This is a genomic window from Myxococcus xanthus (assembly GCF_006402735.1).
Taxonomy (GTDB): domain Bacteria; phylum Myxococcota; class Myxococcia; order Myxococcales; family Myxococcaceae; genus Myxococcus; species Myxococcus xanthus_A.
In genome coordinates, this window is the sequence record NZ_CP017174.1 from 8446071 (window position 1) to 8462859 (window position 16789).

At 71.6% G+C, this 16789-nt stretch carries 15 protein-coding genes; 12 read left to right on the forward strand and 3 right to left on the reverse strand.

Annotation, left to right across the window (positions count from 1 at the left end; genetic code table 11):
* Window positions 1-30: 30 nt before the first annotated feature.
* Window positions 31-789, reverse strand: coding sequence for a hypothetical protein (locus BHS09_RS34780; RefSeq protein ID WP_140795665.1), 759 nt, complete (start codon window positions 787-789; stop codon window positions 31-33).
* 89 nt (window positions 790-878) lie between these two features.
* Window positions 879-1169, reverse strand: a complete 291-nt coding sequence (locus tag BHS09_RS34785) for a DUF3467 domain-containing protein (protein ID WP_140796719.1) — start codon at window positions 1167-1169, stop codon at window positions 879-881.
* A gap of 75 nt (window positions 1170-1244) precedes the next feature.
* On the opposite strand from BHS09_RS34785, the gene BHS09_RS34790 reads away from it, so the two are divergent.
* The 12 genes from BHS09_RS34790 to BHS09_RS34845 all read left to right on the forward strand — a co-directional run bounded on the left by BHS09_RS34790 (window position 1245) and on the right by BHS09_RS34845 (window position 16215).
* Window positions 1245-2051, forward strand: a complete 807-nt coding sequence (locus BHS09_RS34790; RefSeq protein ID WP_140795666.1) for an alpha/beta hydrolase — start codon at window positions 1245-1247, stop codon at window positions 2049-2051.
* 65 nt (window positions 2052-2116) lie between these two features.
* Window positions 2117-2845, forward strand: a complete 729-nt coding sequence (locus tag BHS09_RS34795; protein WP_140795667.1) for an ABC transporter ATP-binding protein — start codon at window positions 2117-2119, stop codon at window positions 2843-2845.
* Window positions 2842-5382, forward strand: coding sequence for an ABC transporter permease (locus tag BHS09_RS34800; RefSeq protein WP_140800195.1), 2541 nt, complete (start codon window positions 2842-2844; stop codon window positions 5380-5382). The genes BHS09_RS34795 and BHS09_RS34800 overlap by 4 nt, the downstream gene beginning before the upstream one ends.
* Before the next feature lie 3 nt (window positions 5383-5385).
* Entirely contained in the window at window positions 5386-6624 is a 1239-nt protein-coding gene (locus BHS09_RS34805) for a lipocalin-like domain-containing protein (protein ID WP_140800196.1), read from the forward strand.
* Between the two features lie 189 nt (window positions 6625-6813).
* Complete coding sequence (locus BHS09_RS34810) at window positions 6814-7689, forward strand: toxin-antitoxin system YwqK family antitoxin (protein WP_237077749.1); 876 nt, start codon at window positions 6814-6816, stop codon at window positions 7687-7689.
* 165 nt (window positions 7690-7854) lie between these two features.
* Window positions 7855-9495, forward strand: coding sequence for a ligand-binding sensor domain-containing protein (locus tag BHS09_RS34815; protein ID WP_140795671.1), 1641 nt, complete (start codon window positions 7855-7857; stop codon window positions 9493-9495).
* Between the two features lie 167 nt (window positions 9496-9662).
* The gene (locus tag BHS09_RS34820) at window positions 9663-9887 is read left to right on the forward strand and encodes a hypothetical protein (protein ID WP_140795672.1); all 225 of its coding nucleotides are present in this window, start codon (window positions 9663-9665) and stop codon (window positions 9885-9887) included.
* A 92-nt stretch (window positions 9888-9979) separates the two neighbouring features.
* Complete coding sequence (gene glpK / locus BHS09_RS34825) at window positions 9980-11470, forward strand: glycerol kinase GlpK (RefSeq protein WP_140795673.1); 1491 nt, start codon at window positions 9980-9982, stop codon at window positions 11468-11470.
* On the forward strand, window positions 11467-12825 hold the full coding sequence (locus BHS09_RS34830; protein ID WP_237080011.1) for a hypothetical protein: 1359 nt from the start codon (window positions 11467-11469) through the stop codon (window positions 12823-12825). Before glpK ends, BHS09_RS34830 begins: the two co-directional genes overlap by 4 nt.
* A 53-nt stretch (window positions 12826-12878) precedes the next feature.
* Window positions 12879-13190 carry a 4a-hydroxytetrahydrobiopterin dehydratase gene (locus tag BHS09_RS34835; protein ID WP_140795675.1) on the forward strand — a complete coding sequence of 104 codons (312 nt, stop codon included), beginning with the start codon at window positions 12879-12881 and terminating at the stop codon, window positions 13188-13190.
* Window positions 13187-14479: a hypothetical protein gene (locus tag BHS09_RS34840; RefSeq protein WP_140795676.1), complete on the forward strand. Its 1293-nt coding sequence runs from the start codon at window positions 13187-13189 to the stop codon at window positions 14477-14479. Before BHS09_RS34835 ends, BHS09_RS34840 begins: the two co-directional genes overlap by 4 nt.
* 227 nt (window positions 14480-14706) lie before the next feature.
* Window positions 14707-16215, forward strand: coding sequence for a hypothetical protein (locus tag BHS09_RS34845; RefSeq protein WP_237077751.1), 1509 nt, complete (start codon window positions 14707-14709; stop codon window positions 16213-16215).
* Between the two features lie 74 nt (window positions 16216-16289).
* Here the strand turns inward: BHS09_RS34845 and BHS09_RS34850 are convergent, their stop codons facing one another.
* On the reverse strand, window positions 16290-16691 hold the full coding sequence (locus BHS09_RS34850; protein WP_140800198.1) for a cell envelope biogenesis protein TolA: 402 nt from the start codon (window positions 16689-16691) through the stop codon (window positions 16290-16292).
* Window positions 16692-16789: the final 98 nt, after the last annotated feature.

Here is a 16789-nt window from a genome sequence, read left to right on the forward strand (position 1 = left end):
CTTCCCGGCCCCGGGGAGAACTCCCGCGCACTACTGCTGCATCGAGTATTCGTCCGGGGCCTCGAAGTCCACGGGCGGGACGGCCGGCGCCATCTGCCCCGCCGCGTCGAAGGCCTGGATGCGGGCCCGGTAGCTGCGGCCGTCCTCCATGGCGAAGGTGCCGCTGCAGGCCTCATGGCCGATGAAGGCGGTGTTGTTGCTCACCGGCACCACGTACTGCTGCACGCTGGGGCCAGGACGGCGCGGCTCCAGCTTCACCACCAGGTACGCCGGGCTGTCCTCCTTCAGCGACAGGTTGAGCCGCACGAAGCGGGCGGTGCCCTGCGCGGTGCGGCGAAGGAAGCCCTCGGAGACGGCGGGCCGCTTGAGCCAGCGCGGAGCCTGCTTGTCCGGCCCCTTGCCCGTGCGCCACTCGGGCAGCATGGTGCCCCGGCCGTTGAGGAGCGCCACGTTGGGCAGCACCTCATCCACGCGCAGCGTGTAGCGCTTGTCCTCCTCCATGGCCCCGGCCGGCTTGAGGATGACGGTGACGCGGCCCAGGCTGCTCTCCCAGCCGCGCTGCACGGCCACCTCGACGACGTGGCTGTCCGACACCAGCCGCAGCTTCTTCCCCACCAGCGCGGCCACCTGGGGGCGCGCCGTCCCGACGCCCTCCAGCAGGAAGCGGGAGTTGGTGGGGATGATGGAGCCCGGTGTGGGGAAGAGCTGCACGCCATCCCCCAGGCACTGAGCCGCAGCGGAAGAGGCGTAGAGCGATACGAGCAAGGGGACCAGGAATCTCAGCACCATGACCCCGAGTCTGCGCGCCACCGGGCCCGAAGGCCAGCGAAGCGCCCGTGGAAACACGCGACGTGCGGGTTCCCCGGCAAAAACGGCGCTCAGTGCATGCCGCCGTCTTCCTCTGGAATCGCGATGGGGCCGAACTTCGCCTCGTAGCGCTGGATGTTGTCCTGCATCGCCGCCACCAGGCGCTTCATGTGCTTGGGGTTGGTGATGATGCGCGAACGCACCCGGGCCTTGGGCTGTTGGGGCTGGACGTAGATGAAGTCCAGGGTGAACTCGGTGTCGGAGTGGTTCACCAGGGCCATGTTGACGTACTGACCATTGGCCACGTCATCGTCCATCTGAATCTGCAACTGCATGTCCGGGGGCTTCGGAGTGTCCGCCATGAGGCAGGGGGCATAGCGCCTGCGCTCGCGCGTGGCCAGTGTCACGGCGTGAGCCCGCTCCCAGAAGCCGCCCCCATGGACCCGCGAAAGACGGCGCCCTTCGAGCTGGGCCGGGGCGACGAGGTGTGCCTGCTCCTGCACGGCTTCACGGGGAGCCCCTGGGACGTACGACCCCTGGGCGAGGCCCTGGCGGCCCGCGGACTGCGCGTGGTGGCGCCGCGCCTGCCCGGCCATGGCACCACCCCACGGGCCCTGCTCGACGTCACCTGGCGTGACTGGCTGGCCGCGGCGGAGCACGCCCTGCACGCGCTTCGGGGCCACCGGAGTGTGTTCGTTGCGGGCCTGTCCATGGGCGCGCTGCTGGCGCTCGAGCTGGCCGCGCGGCATCCGGAGGAGATACGCGCGCTGACGCTGATGGCGCCCGCCGTGCGCTTCCGGGGGCCGCGCATGTTCCTGGTCCGGCAACTGGCGCGCACGCCCGTCCTGGAGTGGACGCGTCCGTGGGTGGCGAAGACGGGCACCGACATCTCGGACCCGGAGGCGCTGGCGGAAGCGCCCGTGCTGCCCGCCTTTCCCGTGGCCCGGCTGCGTGACTTGTGCGCGTTGCAGGCGCTGGCCATCCGGGACGCGGCCCGCGTGCGCTGCCCCACCCTGGTGGCGGTGGCGGAGCAGGACCACGTCGTGGACCCGGAGGGCGGGCGGTGGCTCGCACGGCGCCTCACCGCGGCGCCGTCGGTGCGCGTCCTGTCGCTGCGGCAGGGGTATCACGTCATTCCACGGGACACGGCGGGGCCCTTGCTGGCGGCGGAGGTCGGAGACTTCCTGGCGCAGCAGCGGCGCGCCTCGTGGTGGGAGTCCGCGTCGCCCGCCGCTGGCGCCTGAGTGGGGTGCGGGCATGCGCTGAAGGTCGAGCGACGGACAGGGCATCCGTGTATGGAGAAGCCCCCATGTCCCCGCCCGACTCTCCTCCCCTGGTCGAACTGCGCGACGTCACGAAGGCCTATGCCGAAGGCGACACCACGCGCGAGGTGCTCTCCGGCGTGCGGCTCTCCTTGCGTCGAGGCGAATTCGTGGTGCTGCTGGGACGCAGCGGCTCGGGCAAGTCCACGCTGCTCAACCTCATCAGTGGCATCGACCTGGCCAGTCAGGGCGAGGTCCGCGTGGATGGCCGCGACCTGGGACGGATGAACGAGCGCGAGCGCACGCTGCTGCGGCGCGAGCGCATCGGCTTCATCTTCCAGGCCTTCAACCTGCTCCCCACGCTGACAGTGGAGGAGAACGTGCGGCTGCCGCTGGAGCTCAACGGCCATGGCGGCGCGGAGGCCAGTGCGCGGGCGCGGGCGTTGCTTGAGCAGGTGGGGCTCGGAACCCGCGCCAACAGCTTTCCCGACCGGCTGTCCGGCGGCGAGCAGCAGCGCGTCGCGGTGGCCCGCGCGCTGGCGCATGAGCCACCGCTGCTGCTGGCGGACGAGCCCACCGGCAACCTCGACGAGGCCACGGGACGGCAGGTGTTGGACCTGCTGGAGGCGCTCACCCAGAAGGGCAACACCTGCGCGCTCGTCGTCACCCACGAGCCCGGCCTGGTGGCCCGCGCTCACCGCGTCCTGACGATGGAGGGCGGCCGGCTGGTGGAGGTGGAGCACACGCCCATCCGCGCGATGAAGGAGGCGCTGTGAAGGGGCTGCTGGTCCGCTCCAGCCTGCGCCACCTGGGTCGCCACCCGTGGCTGACGGCCCTGTCGCTCTTGGGCATCGCGCTGGGCGTGGCGGTGGTGGTGTCCATCGACCTGGCCAGCGGCAGCGCCCTGCGCGCCTTCGAGCGCTCCACCGACGCGGTGGCCGGACGCGCCACGCACCAACTCGTGGGCGGCTCCACGGGCGTGCCGGAGGCGGTGTACCAGGCGCTGCGCGTGCGCCCCGGCGCCCCCGTGGCCGCGCCCGTGGTGGAGGGCTACGTCCAGGCGGCGGTGGGCGACAAGCGCACGCTCACCGTGCTGGGCGTGGACCCCTTCGCGGAAGGGCCGTTCCGCGACTACGCCCGGGGCGAGGCGGTGGGGAACGTGAGCGCGCTGCTCACCGAGCCGGGCGCTGTGATGCTGAGCGCCCGCGCCGCGCGGGCCCTGGGCCTGTCCACCGGCGACACGCTGCCGGTGCGCCTGGAGGGGCTGGAGAAGCCACTGCGCGTGGTGGGCCTGCTGGAGCCCGCGGACGAGGACACCGCGCGGGCCCTGGAGGCGCTGGTGCTCACCGACGTGTCCACCGCGCAGGAGCTGCTGGGGCACACCGGCCGGCTGACGCGCGTGGACCTGCGGCTGACCGGCGGCGACGCGCAGGAACAAGCCGTGGCGGCCACGCTGCCGCAGGGCCTGGAGCTGGTGCGCGCCGCCGCGCGGGCGGGCACGGTGGAGCAGATGACGCGGGCCTTCCGCACCAACCTCACCGCGCTGTCGCTGCTGGCGCTCGTGGTGGGGATGTTCCTCATCTACAACACGATGACGTTCTCCGTGGTGCAGCGGCGCGGGCTGCTGGGCCGCCTGCGCGCGGTGGGCATCACCCGCCGCGAGCTCTTCGCGCTGGTGCTGGGCGAAGCGGCCGTGCTGGGCGCGGTGGGGACGGTGGCGGGGCTGCTCCTGGGCGTGTTGCTGGCGCGAGGGCTGGTGGAGCTCGTCACCCAGACGCTCAATGATTTGTATTTCGTGGTGAGCGTGCGGCGGCTGACGCTGGAGCCCTTCACCCTGTTCAAGGGGCTTGCGCTGGGGCTGGGCGCCACGCTGCTGGCGGCGCTGGTGCCCGCGTGGGAGGCCGCGCGTTCGCCGCCGGTGACGACGATGCGCAGGTCCACGCTGGAGGACGTGTCGCGCGGACGGGCGCCCCGGCTGGCGCTGCTGGGGCTCGGGGTACTGGCCGCGGGCACCGTGCTGCTGCGGTGGCCGACCCAAGCTCTGCTGCCCGCTTACGGAGGGCTCTTCTCGGTGCTGCTGGGCGCGGCGCTGCTGGTGCCCTGGGCCACGCAGACGGTGTCCTCGCTGGCGGCACGTCCGCTGGGCATGGCCTTTGGGCTGCTGGGCCGCATGGCCGCGCGTGGCGTGCACACCAGCCTCAGCCGCACGGCCGTGGCCCTGGCGGCGCTGATGGTGGCGGTGGCCACCACGGTGGGCGTGGGCCTCATGGTGTCCAGCTTCCGGGGCACGGTGGTGTCGTGGCTGGACACGTCGCTCCAGGCGGACGTGTTCATCTCGCCGCCCTCGCTCGTGGCGCGGCGCGGAGGCGCGACGCTGCTCCCCGGACTGGCGGAGACGCTGCGGGACACGCAGGGCGTCGCGGGCAGCAGCACCCTGCGCGTGGCGAACGTGCGCGTGGACGGCGTGCCCACGGACCTGATGGCCGTCGACTTCTCACGCACGCCGGTGCGGCCCTACACCTTCAAGCAGGGCGACGCGGAGACAGCGTGGCGAGAGCTGGAGTCCTCGCCCGACACGATTCTCGTCTCGGAGCCCTTCGGCTTCCACCGCGACGTGGGCCTGGGGGACACCGTGCGACTGGCCACGGACAAGGGTCCCCGCGACTTCCGCGTGGTGGGCGTGTACTTCGACTACGGCTCCGACGTGGGCACGCTGCTGCTGCCACGCACCACCTACGAGCACTGGTTCGACGACCGGGGCATCAGCGGCGTGGCGCTGTACGCGGCGCCCGGCCAGGACGTGGACGCGCTGGTGGCCTCGGTGCGCGAACGCGCCGGAGACACCCAGGCGCTGCTGGTGCGCGCCAACCGCTCGCTGCGGCAGGCGTCCCTGGACGTCTTCGACCGCACCTTCACGATTACGCAGGTGCTGCGGCTGCTCGCCATCGGCGTGGCCTTCGTGGGCGTGCTGAGCGCGCTGATGGCGCTGCAACTGGAGCGGGCGCGAGAGTTCGCCGTGCTGCGCGCCACCGGCCTGACGCCGGAGCAACTCTGGGGACTGGTGTCGCTACAGACAGGGTTGCTGGGGCTGCTGGCGGGACTGTTCTCCGTGCCGTTGGGCGTGGGGCTGGCCTACGTGCTGGTGCACGTCATCAATCAGCGTTCCTTCGGCTGGACGCTGCAACTGGCCCTGACGCCCCAGACACTGGTGCAGGCCGTGGTGCTGGCGCTGGTGGCGTCGGCGCTGGCGGGCCTCTACCCCGCCTGGAAGATGGCGCGCGCCAATCCCGCGCTGGCGCTGCGGGAGGAGTGACACATGAGCAACGGCCGGGGACTCGTCGTGGGAACGGCGGTGGTGCTGGTGGGACTGGCGGCGGCGGTGGTGGCCATCACGCGCGAGCAACCACTGCCCGCGCTGCGCCAGGGCGGCACGCTGACCGTGGCCAGCGCCATGAGCGGCAGCACGGAGGGCTACGCGCGCGCGGTGGAGCCCCGGGACTTCCACTTCCCCGAGGACCACGGCCCGCATCCGGAGTACCGCACGGAGTGGTGGTACTGGACGGGCAACCTGGAGACCGAGGACGGGCGCGCCTTCGGCTACCAGTTCACCCTGTTCCGCAACGCGCTCACCCCCGAGGCCGCGCCGCGTGACTCCGCCTGGGGCGCGAGCCAGGTCTACATGGGGCACTTCACGGTGACGGACGTGGCCAGTGGCGGCTTCCACGCTGCGGAGCGTTTCAGCCGCGTGGCGCTGGGACTGTCCGGCGCCACCTCGCAACCCTTCAAGGTGTGGCTGGAGGACTGGGAGGCGGCCAGCGCGGGCCCGTCCACCTGGCCCATGCGGCTGCGCGCGCAGACGGACGCGGTGACACTGGAGCTGCTCCTGGAGCCGGGCAAACCACCGGTGCTCCAGGGCGACCGGGGCCTGAGCCAGAAGAGCGCGGAGCGCGGCAACGCGTCCTACTACTACTCCATGACGCGCATGCCCTCGCGCGGCACGGTGCGGGTGGACGGGCGCACGTACGCGGTGAAGGGCCACAGCTGGCTGGACCGCGAGTGGAGCACCAGCGCGCTCGGCGCGGACCAGGTGGGCTGGGATTGGTTCTCGCTCCAGCTCTCCGACGGCAGCGAGCTGATGTACTACCAGCTCCGTCACCGGGACGGCTCGCCGGACGCGTTCAGCTCCGGCCTGTGGGTGCCCCCCGAAGGCACGGGTGAAGCGGTGCGCGTCAGCCGCGACGACATGAAGCTCACGGTGCTGGACACCTGGAAGAGCCCACGCAGTGGCGGCGAGTACCCGTCACGCTGGCGCATGCAGGCGGATTCGCTGGGCCTGGACCTCACCGTGACGCCGCGCCTGGCGGACCAGGAGCTCCCCGTCAGCGTGCTGTACTGGGAAGGCACGGTGGGCCTGGAGGGGACGCGCGCGGGCCAGCCCGTCACGGGGCGCGGGTATGTGGAACTGACGGGCTACGCGGACACGCAGGGGCCTCGGCGCAGGGAGTCCCAGGCGCGCGGCACGCCGGATGCGGAAACCACGCGGAACATCCGGTAGCCCATCCTCGCCTCCAACCCGGGGGCACCCCGTTCGCCAACTCCAGACAGCCGGAATCGCCGAACGGCCAGGGCAAACGCTTTGCCGCCTGCCTGGATTGCCCGGGCGTCCGCTCCAGTGGCACGAAGCAGGTGTCAGGGGCCTTCACCGGCGCGGGCCCGGTGAGAACGGGAGCGGACCATGCAACGGATGCGAGCAAGCTTTCTGATTCGGGGCGTGGACGGCAGGCTGCGACACGGCAAGGCGCTCTTCTCGGGCCTGGCGTATTCCTTGAGGCACGACGGCACGCTGGATTCGCTGATGACGGCCTCGGAAGGTGTCCTCACCGGCCCTTCCACCGACTGGCTCCCGTTGCCGGAAGGCGGGCTGCGCGTGAACAGCGCGCTGCTGGAGATGCCCGAGGACTACGGCCCTCGCCTCTTCCAGGGCCGGCCCTTCACGGGCGTCGCCTATGCCTTCACGCGCAACGGCTACTGCACCTCCGAGGTGGAATACGCGGGGGGCTTCGCCACCGAGGTGTCCGAGCGGCGCTGGTACGTGTCGGGACAACCCAAGATGCACGTGGACGGCGGCGAGTACACGTCCTGGTTCCCCGACGGACGCATCCAGCGCCGGGGCTTGAAGGGTGAGCTCGTCTACGGCCTCAACACGCGGGACGACGGCCACCTGAGGGAGCTGGTGCTGCGGGACGCGCGCTTCCTGGACATGGAGATACTGAGCGCGCTGACGCCGACGGAGGAGTTCCAGATGCTCGGCGGCGCGGTCGACACGGCGATGCTGCACACGCTGCGGGAACAGACGGACATCGGCGCCGTCCCAAGACTCCGGCTGGTGCAGACCCGCGTGGGCGCGGAGGGCGTCGAAATCCTGGCCGCCTTCAAGAACCTGCGGGAGGTCTGGTTCGACGGCAACCCGGGCCTGGGGCTCCAGGAGGCCCGGAAGCTCGAGCGGCTGCGGCCCGGCTGCGTGGCACACCACGTGGACCCCGACGCGCTCCCGCCCATCCGCAGGCCTCGCGCCCTGTCCTCCTCGGCCAACGGACACACGGCACGTCCCCGAGGGTGAGGCGTCCGGGTTCCCCGTGAGGACAGCGCGGAGCCCTACCGCTTCCTCGGCCTTTCCCTCCCCCCACCCCACGGCCCGCCATTCAACCCCTGGCATCCTGCTTGCCTCTGGAGTCAGGACGCGAAGTGACGCGTCCAAAGACAGACTCCGGAGGCGGACCCAGGTATGAGCGGACTTAGACAGGGCAGTTGGTGGGCGGGCATGCTCGGGCTGGCGTTGCTGCTGAGCTGTCATGGCGGCGAACAGCTCCAGTCGCCGCCGTCCACAGACGATGGGATTGGCGGCGGGAACGGAACACCCCCACCCGAGCAGCCGGGAGATCCACCTCCGGGCGAAGGCGAGGAGCCGCCGCCCGTGGGTGAAGAGGTTCCAGACTCGGGGACGCCCGTGGACCCACCACCGGTGGAGCCCGACGCGGGCACGAACGGTCCCGTGGGCGGCGGCGAACCCATTCCTCCGGACAGCGCGAACTGGCGCTTCTGGAGCACCGCCGAGGGTGGCCCTCGCGAGGTGCTGGGCGTCACCCAGGACGAGGGAGGCAACATCTGGGTCGCGGGCGGCGAGGACGGCCTGTGCCTCCTGCGTCCGGGAGCCACCGCCCTGCGCTGCTACACCCTGGCGGACGGCCTGAAGCCCTGGGCGCCGTGGAAGGGCAAGGACCCGGCGCCCGAAGCGCGCTACCTCAAGGTCCTCTCGGTGACGGGTGGCCCCGCGGGCACTGTCTTCGTCGGCTACGAGGGCCGGCCCAACTGCGAGAGCGAGTTCTACAAGGCCCCCGGCGTGTTCGAGGACCCCGCCATCTTCAAGAGCGGTGATGCGGACCGCGTGGAGCTCCAGGCGGACGGAACGCTCCGCGTGGTGCACTACGACCTCCACTCGCCCGCGCACTCGGTGCCCGGCTATGGCCACCGCGAGAAGCTCTGCTCGGTGAACCGCATCGTCTGGGACAAGGCACGCAACAGCCTGTGGTTCGCGTCCAACCATGGCCTGGCGTGGGGCGAGCCCGACTACCAGGGCGGCGAGGCGTGCGCCAACGCCGAGGTCGTCGCCGCCAACGCGTGGGTCTACACGGGGGGCGAGAATCGCCAGCGCTGCAAGTTCGGCGTCATGGAACACGTCCATCCCGCCATCGCGATGGGCGACGGCACCAGCGAGGAAAGCCGGCTCGCCGGAGACGTCTGGGGCGTGGCGGTGCGGCCCGACGGCGACGTCTGGCTGGGCACGCACATCCGGACCACGCGGTTCAAAATCATGACCAACGCCGTGGGCCACGAAGGCACCGGCGCCCCATGGAACTTCGAGGCGGCGCGCAAGCAGAGCGAGGAGAAGAAGCACCGCGCCAACCGCATCGACCTGTGGCCGGACGCCGTGGCCGAGCCCCAGTTCCCCACCCACGCCCAGCGCAAGGACGACCTGGTGAGCGACCTGGCGCTGATGCCCGACGGCACCGTCTGGGTGTCCAGCTTCGCGTGGGGCCTGGCGAAGCTGAGCGACGCCGGGCTGGTGACGGGCTATCTGCTGGAGGGCGACGGCGACCGCAACGTCTCCTCGCTGGAGCTGGACCCGCGCGACGGCAGCCTCTGGATTGGCCACCGCTGGGGCAAGGGCCTGAGGCGCATGCACCGCGAGGGGGAGTTCGTCAGCCACAACCCGGCGCTCGGAGGGCTGTCCGCCCTGCCCGTCTGGGACATCCAGATGGTGGGCAGCGGTGACGCGCGCAAGGTGCTGGTGGCCTTCAGCGCGCAGCGGGATGCAACGGGCACCATCGTCCGCCCCGGTGCCATCGGCATCTATAGCGGGAAGTAGGCAAACCGCCTGGCTGCCTCCCGTGCCTGCCAGGGGCGCGGGAGGCACTTCCTTCGGCCAGGGCTGCCCCGGGCGAAGGGAAGCGTCAACTTGAGAGCACTCCGCGCCCGCGGGGCGTCTCCGCCCTGGCGGGGGCTTTCAACGCATTGACGGACAGAGGAGCCACCATGTCGCTACTGGACAACATCTTGGGGAATCGTCGCAGCTCGGGCTTCGGTGGATGGAACCGTGGCCGGAGCAGGTACGGACGCCGCGGCTACGGCGGTTACGGCCGCGGCCGGGCGGCCTCGAGCGGCGCGTTCGGAAGCTCACTGGGCCGCATCGCCCTCGGCGGGCTGGCCGCGTTCGGCCTCCGGAAGGTGCTCGGAAACCGGCGCCCCTACGGCTACTAGCCGCGCCGCCGGGCAGGAAGCTCGCCTGCCCGGCCCCTCGACTGGAGTAGGGTCCCTCTCCGCTGGCATCCACCATAGGGAGGGCACACCCCATGCCGAAGGCGAAGTACGTCCTGGCCCTGGACCAGGGCACCACTGGAACGCACGTCTCCATCCTCGACACGAAGCTGCAGGTGGTCGGCCGCTCCTACAAGGAGTTCACCCAGCACTTTCCCAAGCCGTCCTGGGTGGAGCACGACCTGGACGAAATCTGGGCCAGCAGTGAATGGTGTATCGCCCGGGCGCTGAAGGACGCGGGCCTTCGCGGCAAGGACATCGCCGCCATCGGCATCACCAACCAGCGCGAGACGACGGGCCTTTGGATGCGCGGCAGCGGACAGCCGCTGTCCCACGCCATCGTCTGGCAGGACCGCCGCACCGCCGAGCAGTGCCGCCGGCTCAAGGAGCAGGGCGTGGAGCCGCGCGTGCGCGAGGTGACGGGGCTGGTGGTGGACCCGTACTTCTCCGGCACCAAGCTCACGTGGATGTTCGACCACCTGAAGGGCGCGCGCGCGAAGGCGGAGAAGGGCGACGTGTGCTTCGGCACCATCGACACCTGGCTCGTCTACAAGCTCACCGGCGGCGCGGCGCACGTCACCGACGTGTCCAACGCCAGCCGCACGCTGCTGATGGATTTGACGACGCTCCAGTGGAGCGACGAGATGCGCGCGATGCTGTCCGTCCCGGCCGCGTGCCTGCCGCAGATTCGCGGCTCCGCGGAGGTGTACGGCACCACGCGCGGCATGCGCAGCCTTCCGGACGGCATCCCCGTGGCGGGCATGGCGGGTGACCAGCAGTCCGCGCTCTTCGGCCAGGCGTGCTTCGAGCCCGGCGAATCCAAGTGCACCTATGGCACCGGCGCCTTCCTGCTGATGAACACCGGCTCGGAGCCGGTGCGCTCGTCGGCGGGCCTGCTCACCACCGTGGCGTGGCGGCTGGGCGGAACGGGCACCACCACGTACGCGCTGGAGGGCAGCAGCTTCATCGCCGGCGCGGCGGTGCAGTGGATGCGCGACGGGCTCAAGGTCATCAAACGCGCGCCGGACATCGAGGCGCTGGCCGCCAGCGTGAAGGACTCCGGAGACGTCGTCTTCGTCCCGGCGCTGGCGGGCCTCGGCGCGCCGCACTGGCGTCCTGAAGCACGCGGCCTCTTCGCCGGCATCGACCGCTCCACCACCGTGGCCCACATGGCGCGCGCGGTGCTGGAGGGCATCGCGCTGCAGATTCATGACCTGGCGGAGGCCATGCGCCGCGACAGCGGGCGCGACATCCCCGTGTTCAAGGCGGACGGCGGCGCGGCGGCCAACAACCTCCTCATGCAGTTCCAGGCGGACGTGCTGGGCGTGCCGCTGGTGCGCCCGCGCAACCTGGAGACGACGAGCCTGGGCGCGGCCTTCCTGGGCGGCCTGGGCGCCGGCATCTGGGACAGCCCAGAGGCCATCCGCCGCGCGTGGAAGGCGGAGAAGACGTTCAAGCCGAAGATGAAGGCGGATGCCCGCGAGCGGCACCTGGCCAAGTGGAAGCGGGCCGTGGAGCGCGCGTGAGGCGGGCACCCAACGCCCTTCGGTTGCTGACGGCGCTGCTCGCGTTGGGCACGGGGGTGGGGTGCCCCATGGGCCCCTGTGAGCCGCACCCGCCATCTCCCCTCTTCGACGGCGCCATGGTCGGCGTGGGCCAGCCGCAGGAGCTCGTCGTCGACGCCGTCATCAACAGATGCGCCGAGGGAGACGAGCGGCCCCAGTCCGTCACCGTGGAGGTGAGGGACCCGCAGAACCGCCTGGTCCCCGCCACCGCGGAGCTGCGGCCCATGGGTGGGTCCGCGCTCGTGCGGTTCACGCCGGAGCAGACGGGGCGCCACCACCTCGTCGTCTCCTTCGCTCCGGTGGGCAGCGTCCGTCAGTCCTCCCTCTACGTGGTGGAGGACCACAGCGACGCCGCGCTCCAGGCGGACTTCTCCACCGTGGTGGAGTGCCTCGGCGTGGACCGGACGTCGGCGGGAACGTGGCTGTGCGGCAGCCGGGCGCTGCGCACACCGGACCAGGAACCCCAGCCCTTGGGCGACTACTTCGCCCCCGCCGTCGTGGCCGACGACGTGGTGTGGCTGACGGAAGCCGCGCAGGTGCGCCGCTATGTCGACACCGGAAGCGGGCCCCTGGAAGCCTCCGCCACGGCACCCTTCCCCGCCCTGGGCGCCCCCGCCGATGCGCCGCCCCATGCGCGGCTCGCCACCCCGAGCGAATTGCTGCTGCTGGATGAGACGCATCTGCACCGCTACGTCTTCTCGGAGGAAGAGGGGCTGCGCGCCATGGGCTCCGCCCCCGTTCCCCCGTCGCGGCTGGCCACGTTCAGCGATGGGATACCCTCGCTGCTGATGCGCGCGGGCGAGCGGCTGCTGGTGGTGCGCATCGCCGAGGCACCGCCTCCCGCCGGAATGGCCAGCGAGGCCTGCCCCTACCAGCTCGACGCCGCGGGCGCGCCGGAAGCCGTCCCCGACGAGCCCTGCCACAGCGTCCCGGGACTGCCCACGGGCCACGAGGAGGGCGTGCTATGGGCGCGCGCCGCCTCCGGCACGGAGAACCTGACGCTGCTCCGGTACTCGGCGGCGAGCGGCCGCCTGGTCCTGGAAGGCGTCCTGGAGATGAGCACATCCTTCCAGGCGCAGGGCGCCAGTCGGCTGCGGACGACGGGCTTCGGAGTCCCCGTGATTTCCGCGGCCATGAGCTCCTCGGGTTCCTACGCCGTGCCCCGTTGGCGCGCGGAGACGGGCACCATCGTCCTGGAGCTGCTGCCATCCCTTGACGCGCGCCAGCCTCCCTTCGTCAGTGGGCGCTACTTCTACCTGGAGCACTGGAACATTCTGTACGGCGTGAAAGTGTACGCGCGGCCGTCCACCCCGTGACGATGGACGGCGGGTGTCTTCCCTCAAGCCCGGGAGCGGGTAGAAAGGCGGCCATGGCTTCCAAACCCACGCTGCTCGCTCCCGAGGCGCTCCAGTCCTTCCTCTCGCAGCACACCGAGTGGAAGCACGAGGGCGGGATGATTCGCCGCACCTTCGAGGCCCCCACCTTCCTCGCCGGCATCGCCTTCGTGGAGCAGGTGGCGCAGGCGGCGGAGAAGGCGGACCACCACCCGGACATCGACATCCGCTGGCGCAAGGTGACGCTGGCGCTCGTCACCCACGACGCCGGAGGCCTCACCGCCCGCGACACCGCGCTGGCCACCGAGGCGGACCGTCTCTTCACGGAGGCCACGCGCGCGCAGTGAGTCCTTCCAGGTTGGCGGCGCGTCCGACGGGACGCGGTGGCGGGGGGTGGAAAGCGTTCGGGTGCGCGCTGGTGCTGGGCGCCACGTCGGCGGCATGGGCGCAGGAGACGCCCCCGCCGCTGGAGCCTCGCCCGGAGCGGCTGTACCTCAACCCCGGCGCGCTGCTGGGCTCCGCCCGCATGGTGGCGATGGGCGGCGCGTACGTGGGCATCGCCGAGGGCGCCGCGGGGCTGCCCAGCAACCTGGCCTCGCTGGCGCACCGGGGTCCGGCCTTGGAGAAGGACTGGGATTTGGGCGTCACCCTGTCCTGGTTGGATTTGCCCTTCACCGGCTCGCGCAAGCGGGACGTGGACAACGACGGACAGCCCGACGAGTCCCACGACAGCCGGCAGCTGCTGGGCGGCCTGCTGCTCCAGTACAAGCGCTTCGGCATCGGCTTCGCGATGCGCAACAGCGTGGTGTCCTACTGCGCCACGGCCGCATGCGCGGGGCCGGGTGAGCGCATCCGCGTGTCGCTCACGCAGTCGGTGCTGGCGGGGGCCATGTCCTTTGGCCAGGACGACTTCATCCTCGCGCTGGGCATCTACGCGGCGCAGGCCTCCTTCCGGCTGGACTCCGGAGGAACGGACCTGCGCTACGGGGACACCGGCGTGGCGGTGGACATCCTGTACCGGCCGCATGGGCGCTCCTGGCGCATGGGCGTGACGGTGCGGCCAGAAGTGGTGGGAGACTGGCGGCGCGAGGCGAACCAGGCCCCGGAGTTGGCGGGGCGCACCCTCTTCGGCGCGGTGGTGTCCCCCGCCGTGCTGTCGGTGGGCGCCAGCTGGCGGCTGGGCGAAGGCGCGGAGCGCTACAACCGGCTGTCCCCCGCGGCGCGGCGACAGCTCCTCGTGGAGGGAGACGCGTTGCCGGTGCCGGAAGCCGAGCCCCTGGACGCGCCCGCCGGGCGCTGGCTCATCAGCGCCCAGGTGGACCTCATCTCCAGCGTGGACAACGCGGTGCCCGCGCGCACCTTCGCGTCCACGGCGGACGAGGCCACGGTGGGCAAGGGCACCTCCTTCGCGCCGCGCATCGGCGTGGAGCATGACACGGTGCCGGGCATGATTCGGCTGCGGGCCGGCGCGTACGCGGAGCCGTCCCCGTTCGACAAGCGGCCCGCGCGCCCCCACGTCACCGGCGGCTTCGAGGTGTTCGTCTTCCGCTACTGGGAGGACTGGTCCGTGACGGCCTCCTTCGACCTGGCGCGCCGCTACACCAACGTGGGTCTGTCCGTGGGCTTCTGGCGCTGAGGCACCCCAGGCGCCACGGCCGTGGCACCCCAGACCCCTGATGGGGAAACGGGGTGCCACCTTCGGGGTGACATTTCCCACTGTCAGCGAGGCCGCCGCGCGCATCCGGGCGGCCGGGCAGGCAGACGCCCCAGTGGGTGTTGCTGACACAGACACGCATGCCGACCCTCCCCTGGGCGGAGCGGGGGGACTGCATGCATCCAGGGTGGCGATGGGTCCGGACCGTCGTGAGTGCGGCGGTTCTGGGTGGGGCGGGGATGTTGTTGGGCTGTGGTGGAAGCACGAGCGAGCCTCCCGGCGAGGAGGACTGTACGGAGGGCCCCGTGGGAGACTGCGTCGCGCCTCCCGAGGAGGCCCCCAATCCGGAGATTCCTCCGGAAGAGAGGCCACCCGGCGTGCCACCGCCACCACCTCGTCCACCCCCGCCACCGGCGGGGCCGGGCAGCACGCTGTGGCTGCAGCGCGAAGGCACGCCCCAGGACGACCTGGCGCTGGGCGCGGCGGTGGACGCCAGCGGCGACGTCCTCACGCTGTCGCTTCACGACATCGATGACCTGGACAGCCTTCAGCCCACGGATAACCGGGCGAAGCTGGTGCTGACGCGGCGCGCGCCCACGGGCGAGACGCGCTGGCAGAAGGCCTTCGACATAAGGGCCCCGGAGGCGCCACTGGCGGTGCGCGCGTTCGTCCGGGGCCGCATCGCCGCCGACCCGGCGGGCGGCATCGTCATCGCCGGCACCACGGAAGGCGTCCTGGACCTCCTCAGCCACAAACTGGGGGACGGCACCTTCGTGGTCCGGATGGACGCGGACGGCAACGTCCTGTGGACGAACACGCCCCCGGGTACCGGGCTCGCGGTGGCGGACCTGGCGGTGGACGCCCAGGGACGGACGCTGGTGGCCTTCAACGCGCCGGGCGGTTCGGACTTCGGCAACGGCGTCACCGGCGCTGGCGCGGTGGTGGTGACGTACTCGCGCGAAGGTCTGGCCGAATCCGCCCTGTCCGTGGGCCAGCCCCAGGGGGGCGGGCGCGTGGCGCTCACGACGCTGGCGGTGGATGGCGCCGGGCGCATGGCGGTGGGCGGCCAATATGACGGCACGGTGCGCTTCGGCAGCCAGCAGGTGAGCGCCGCCGAGGGCGGCAGTCCCTTCGTCGCGTTCTACCGGCAGGGTGGGTTGACCTGGACCAAGGCCTTGAGTCACGCGAGCGGCACCATGCGCGACGTGGCGCTGGACGGCGAGGGCACCGTGGTGGCCGCGGGCCCCTTCCTGGGCACCGTGCGCTGGGGCGACATGCAGGTGCCGGGGCATGCGTTCCGGGAAACCTCCTTCGTCGTCTCCGCCAAGGCGGACGGACAGGAGACATGGGCCAAGGGTCTGGGAGACGGGCTCCAGGTGGACGCGCTCGCGCTGGCGCCCTCCGGAGAACTGATGGTGGCGGGCTTCACCTTCAACCGCATCGAGGACGGCGTGGCGGGCAAGGACGGCATGGGCTCGGCGCAGCCCGTGGCCCTGCGCTACGACGCGGCGGGCACGTCGCTCCTCACGACGATGTTCCTGTCGGATCCGCCCCAGCCGAGAGGCGAGCTGTATGGCCTGGAAGCCATTCCCTCCATGGGCGTGCTGCCCGACGGGGATGTCTTCCTCTTCGGCCACACGGACCGCGAGACTGACTTCGGCACCGGACGCCAGAGCTTCGCGCGCGGCGATGTCTTCCTGCTGCGGCTGAAGCGCTGAGCGGCGCCTGAAAACACCAAGGGCCATGGGAGTCCAGCCCCCATGGCCCTGAAGTGCGTGTCCGCGTCATTGCCTCAGCGGCGCGTGGTGCGCCGGGCCGGCGACTTCCGGGCGCCACCGCGCGTGGTGGTCCGCTTCGTCGCGGTGCCGCGCGTTCCCGTCTTGCGCGCGGTGCGCCCCGCCGTCCCCGTCTTCCGCGTGGTGGCCTTGCGCGCGCCGCGGCCGGTGGCACGGGTAGCGGACTTGCGCGTGGCGGACTTGCGGGTGGCCGTCTTCCCGCGTGCCGCCGTCTTCTTCGCGCGCGGAGTCCCACGCTTGGTGGTGGCCTTGCGCGCGGACTTCCGCGTGCTGCCCGTACGTGAAGCGCTCTTGCGCTTCGTGGCGGTGCGGCGCCGCGGCGTGGGCGAAAGGCCCGCCTCCGCCGGGGAGGGAGAGACATCGTCGGTCAGTTGCGGATTGACGGACTCGTTCGTCATTCAGTCGGCTCCGGTTGGGGAAGACTGCAGGCGATGCATGAACAGGGTACGCCCATGCACGCCAGGACGTGTGCGGTGAAGGCACGCAGATGAACGAC

Coding starts and splice junctions, on each gene's coding strand:
- BHS09_RS34820 (WP_140795672.1), top strand. CDS start 9,663: ATGTCGCTACTGGACAACATCTTGGGGAATCGTCGCAGCTCGGGCTTC.
- BHS09_RS34835 (WP_140795675.1), top strand. CDS start 12,879: ATGGCTTCCAAACCCACGCTGCTCGCTCCCGAGGCGCTCCAGTCCTTC.
- BHS09_RS34785 (WP_140796719.1), bottom strand. CDS start 1,169: ATGGCGGACACTCCGAAGCCCCCGGACATGCAGTTGCAGATTCAGATG.
- BHS09_RS34850 (WP_140800198.1), bottom strand. CDS start 16,691: ATGACGAACGAGTCCGTCAATCCGCAACTGACCGACGATGTCTCTCCC.
- BHS09_RS34790 (WP_140795666.1), top strand. CDS start 1,245: ATGGACCCGCGAAAGACGGCGCCCTTCGAGCTGGGCCGGGGCGACGAG.
- glpK (WP_140795673.1), top strand. CDS start 9,980: ATGCCGAAGGCGAAGTACGTCCTGGCCCTGGACCAGGGCACCACTGGA.
- BHS09_RS34815 (WP_140795671.1), top strand. CDS start 7,855: ATGAGCGGACTTAGACAGGGCAGTTGGTGGGCGGGCATGCTCGGGCTG.
- BHS09_RS34795 (WP_140795667.1), top strand. CDS start 2,117: ATGTCCCCGCCCGACTCTCCTCCCCTGGTCGAACTGCGCGACGTCACG.
- BHS09_RS34780 (WP_140795665.1), bottom strand. CDS start 789: ATGGTGCTGAGATTCCTGGTCCCCTTGCTCGTATCGCTCTACGCCTCT.
- BHS09_RS34805 (WP_140800196.1), top strand. CDS start 5,386: ATGAGCAACGGCCGGGGACTCGTCGTGGGAACGGCGGTGGTGCTGGTG.
- BHS09_RS34810 (WP_237077749.1), top strand. CDS start 6,814: ATGCGAGCAAGCTTTCTGATTCGGGGCGTGGACGGCAGGCTGCGACAC.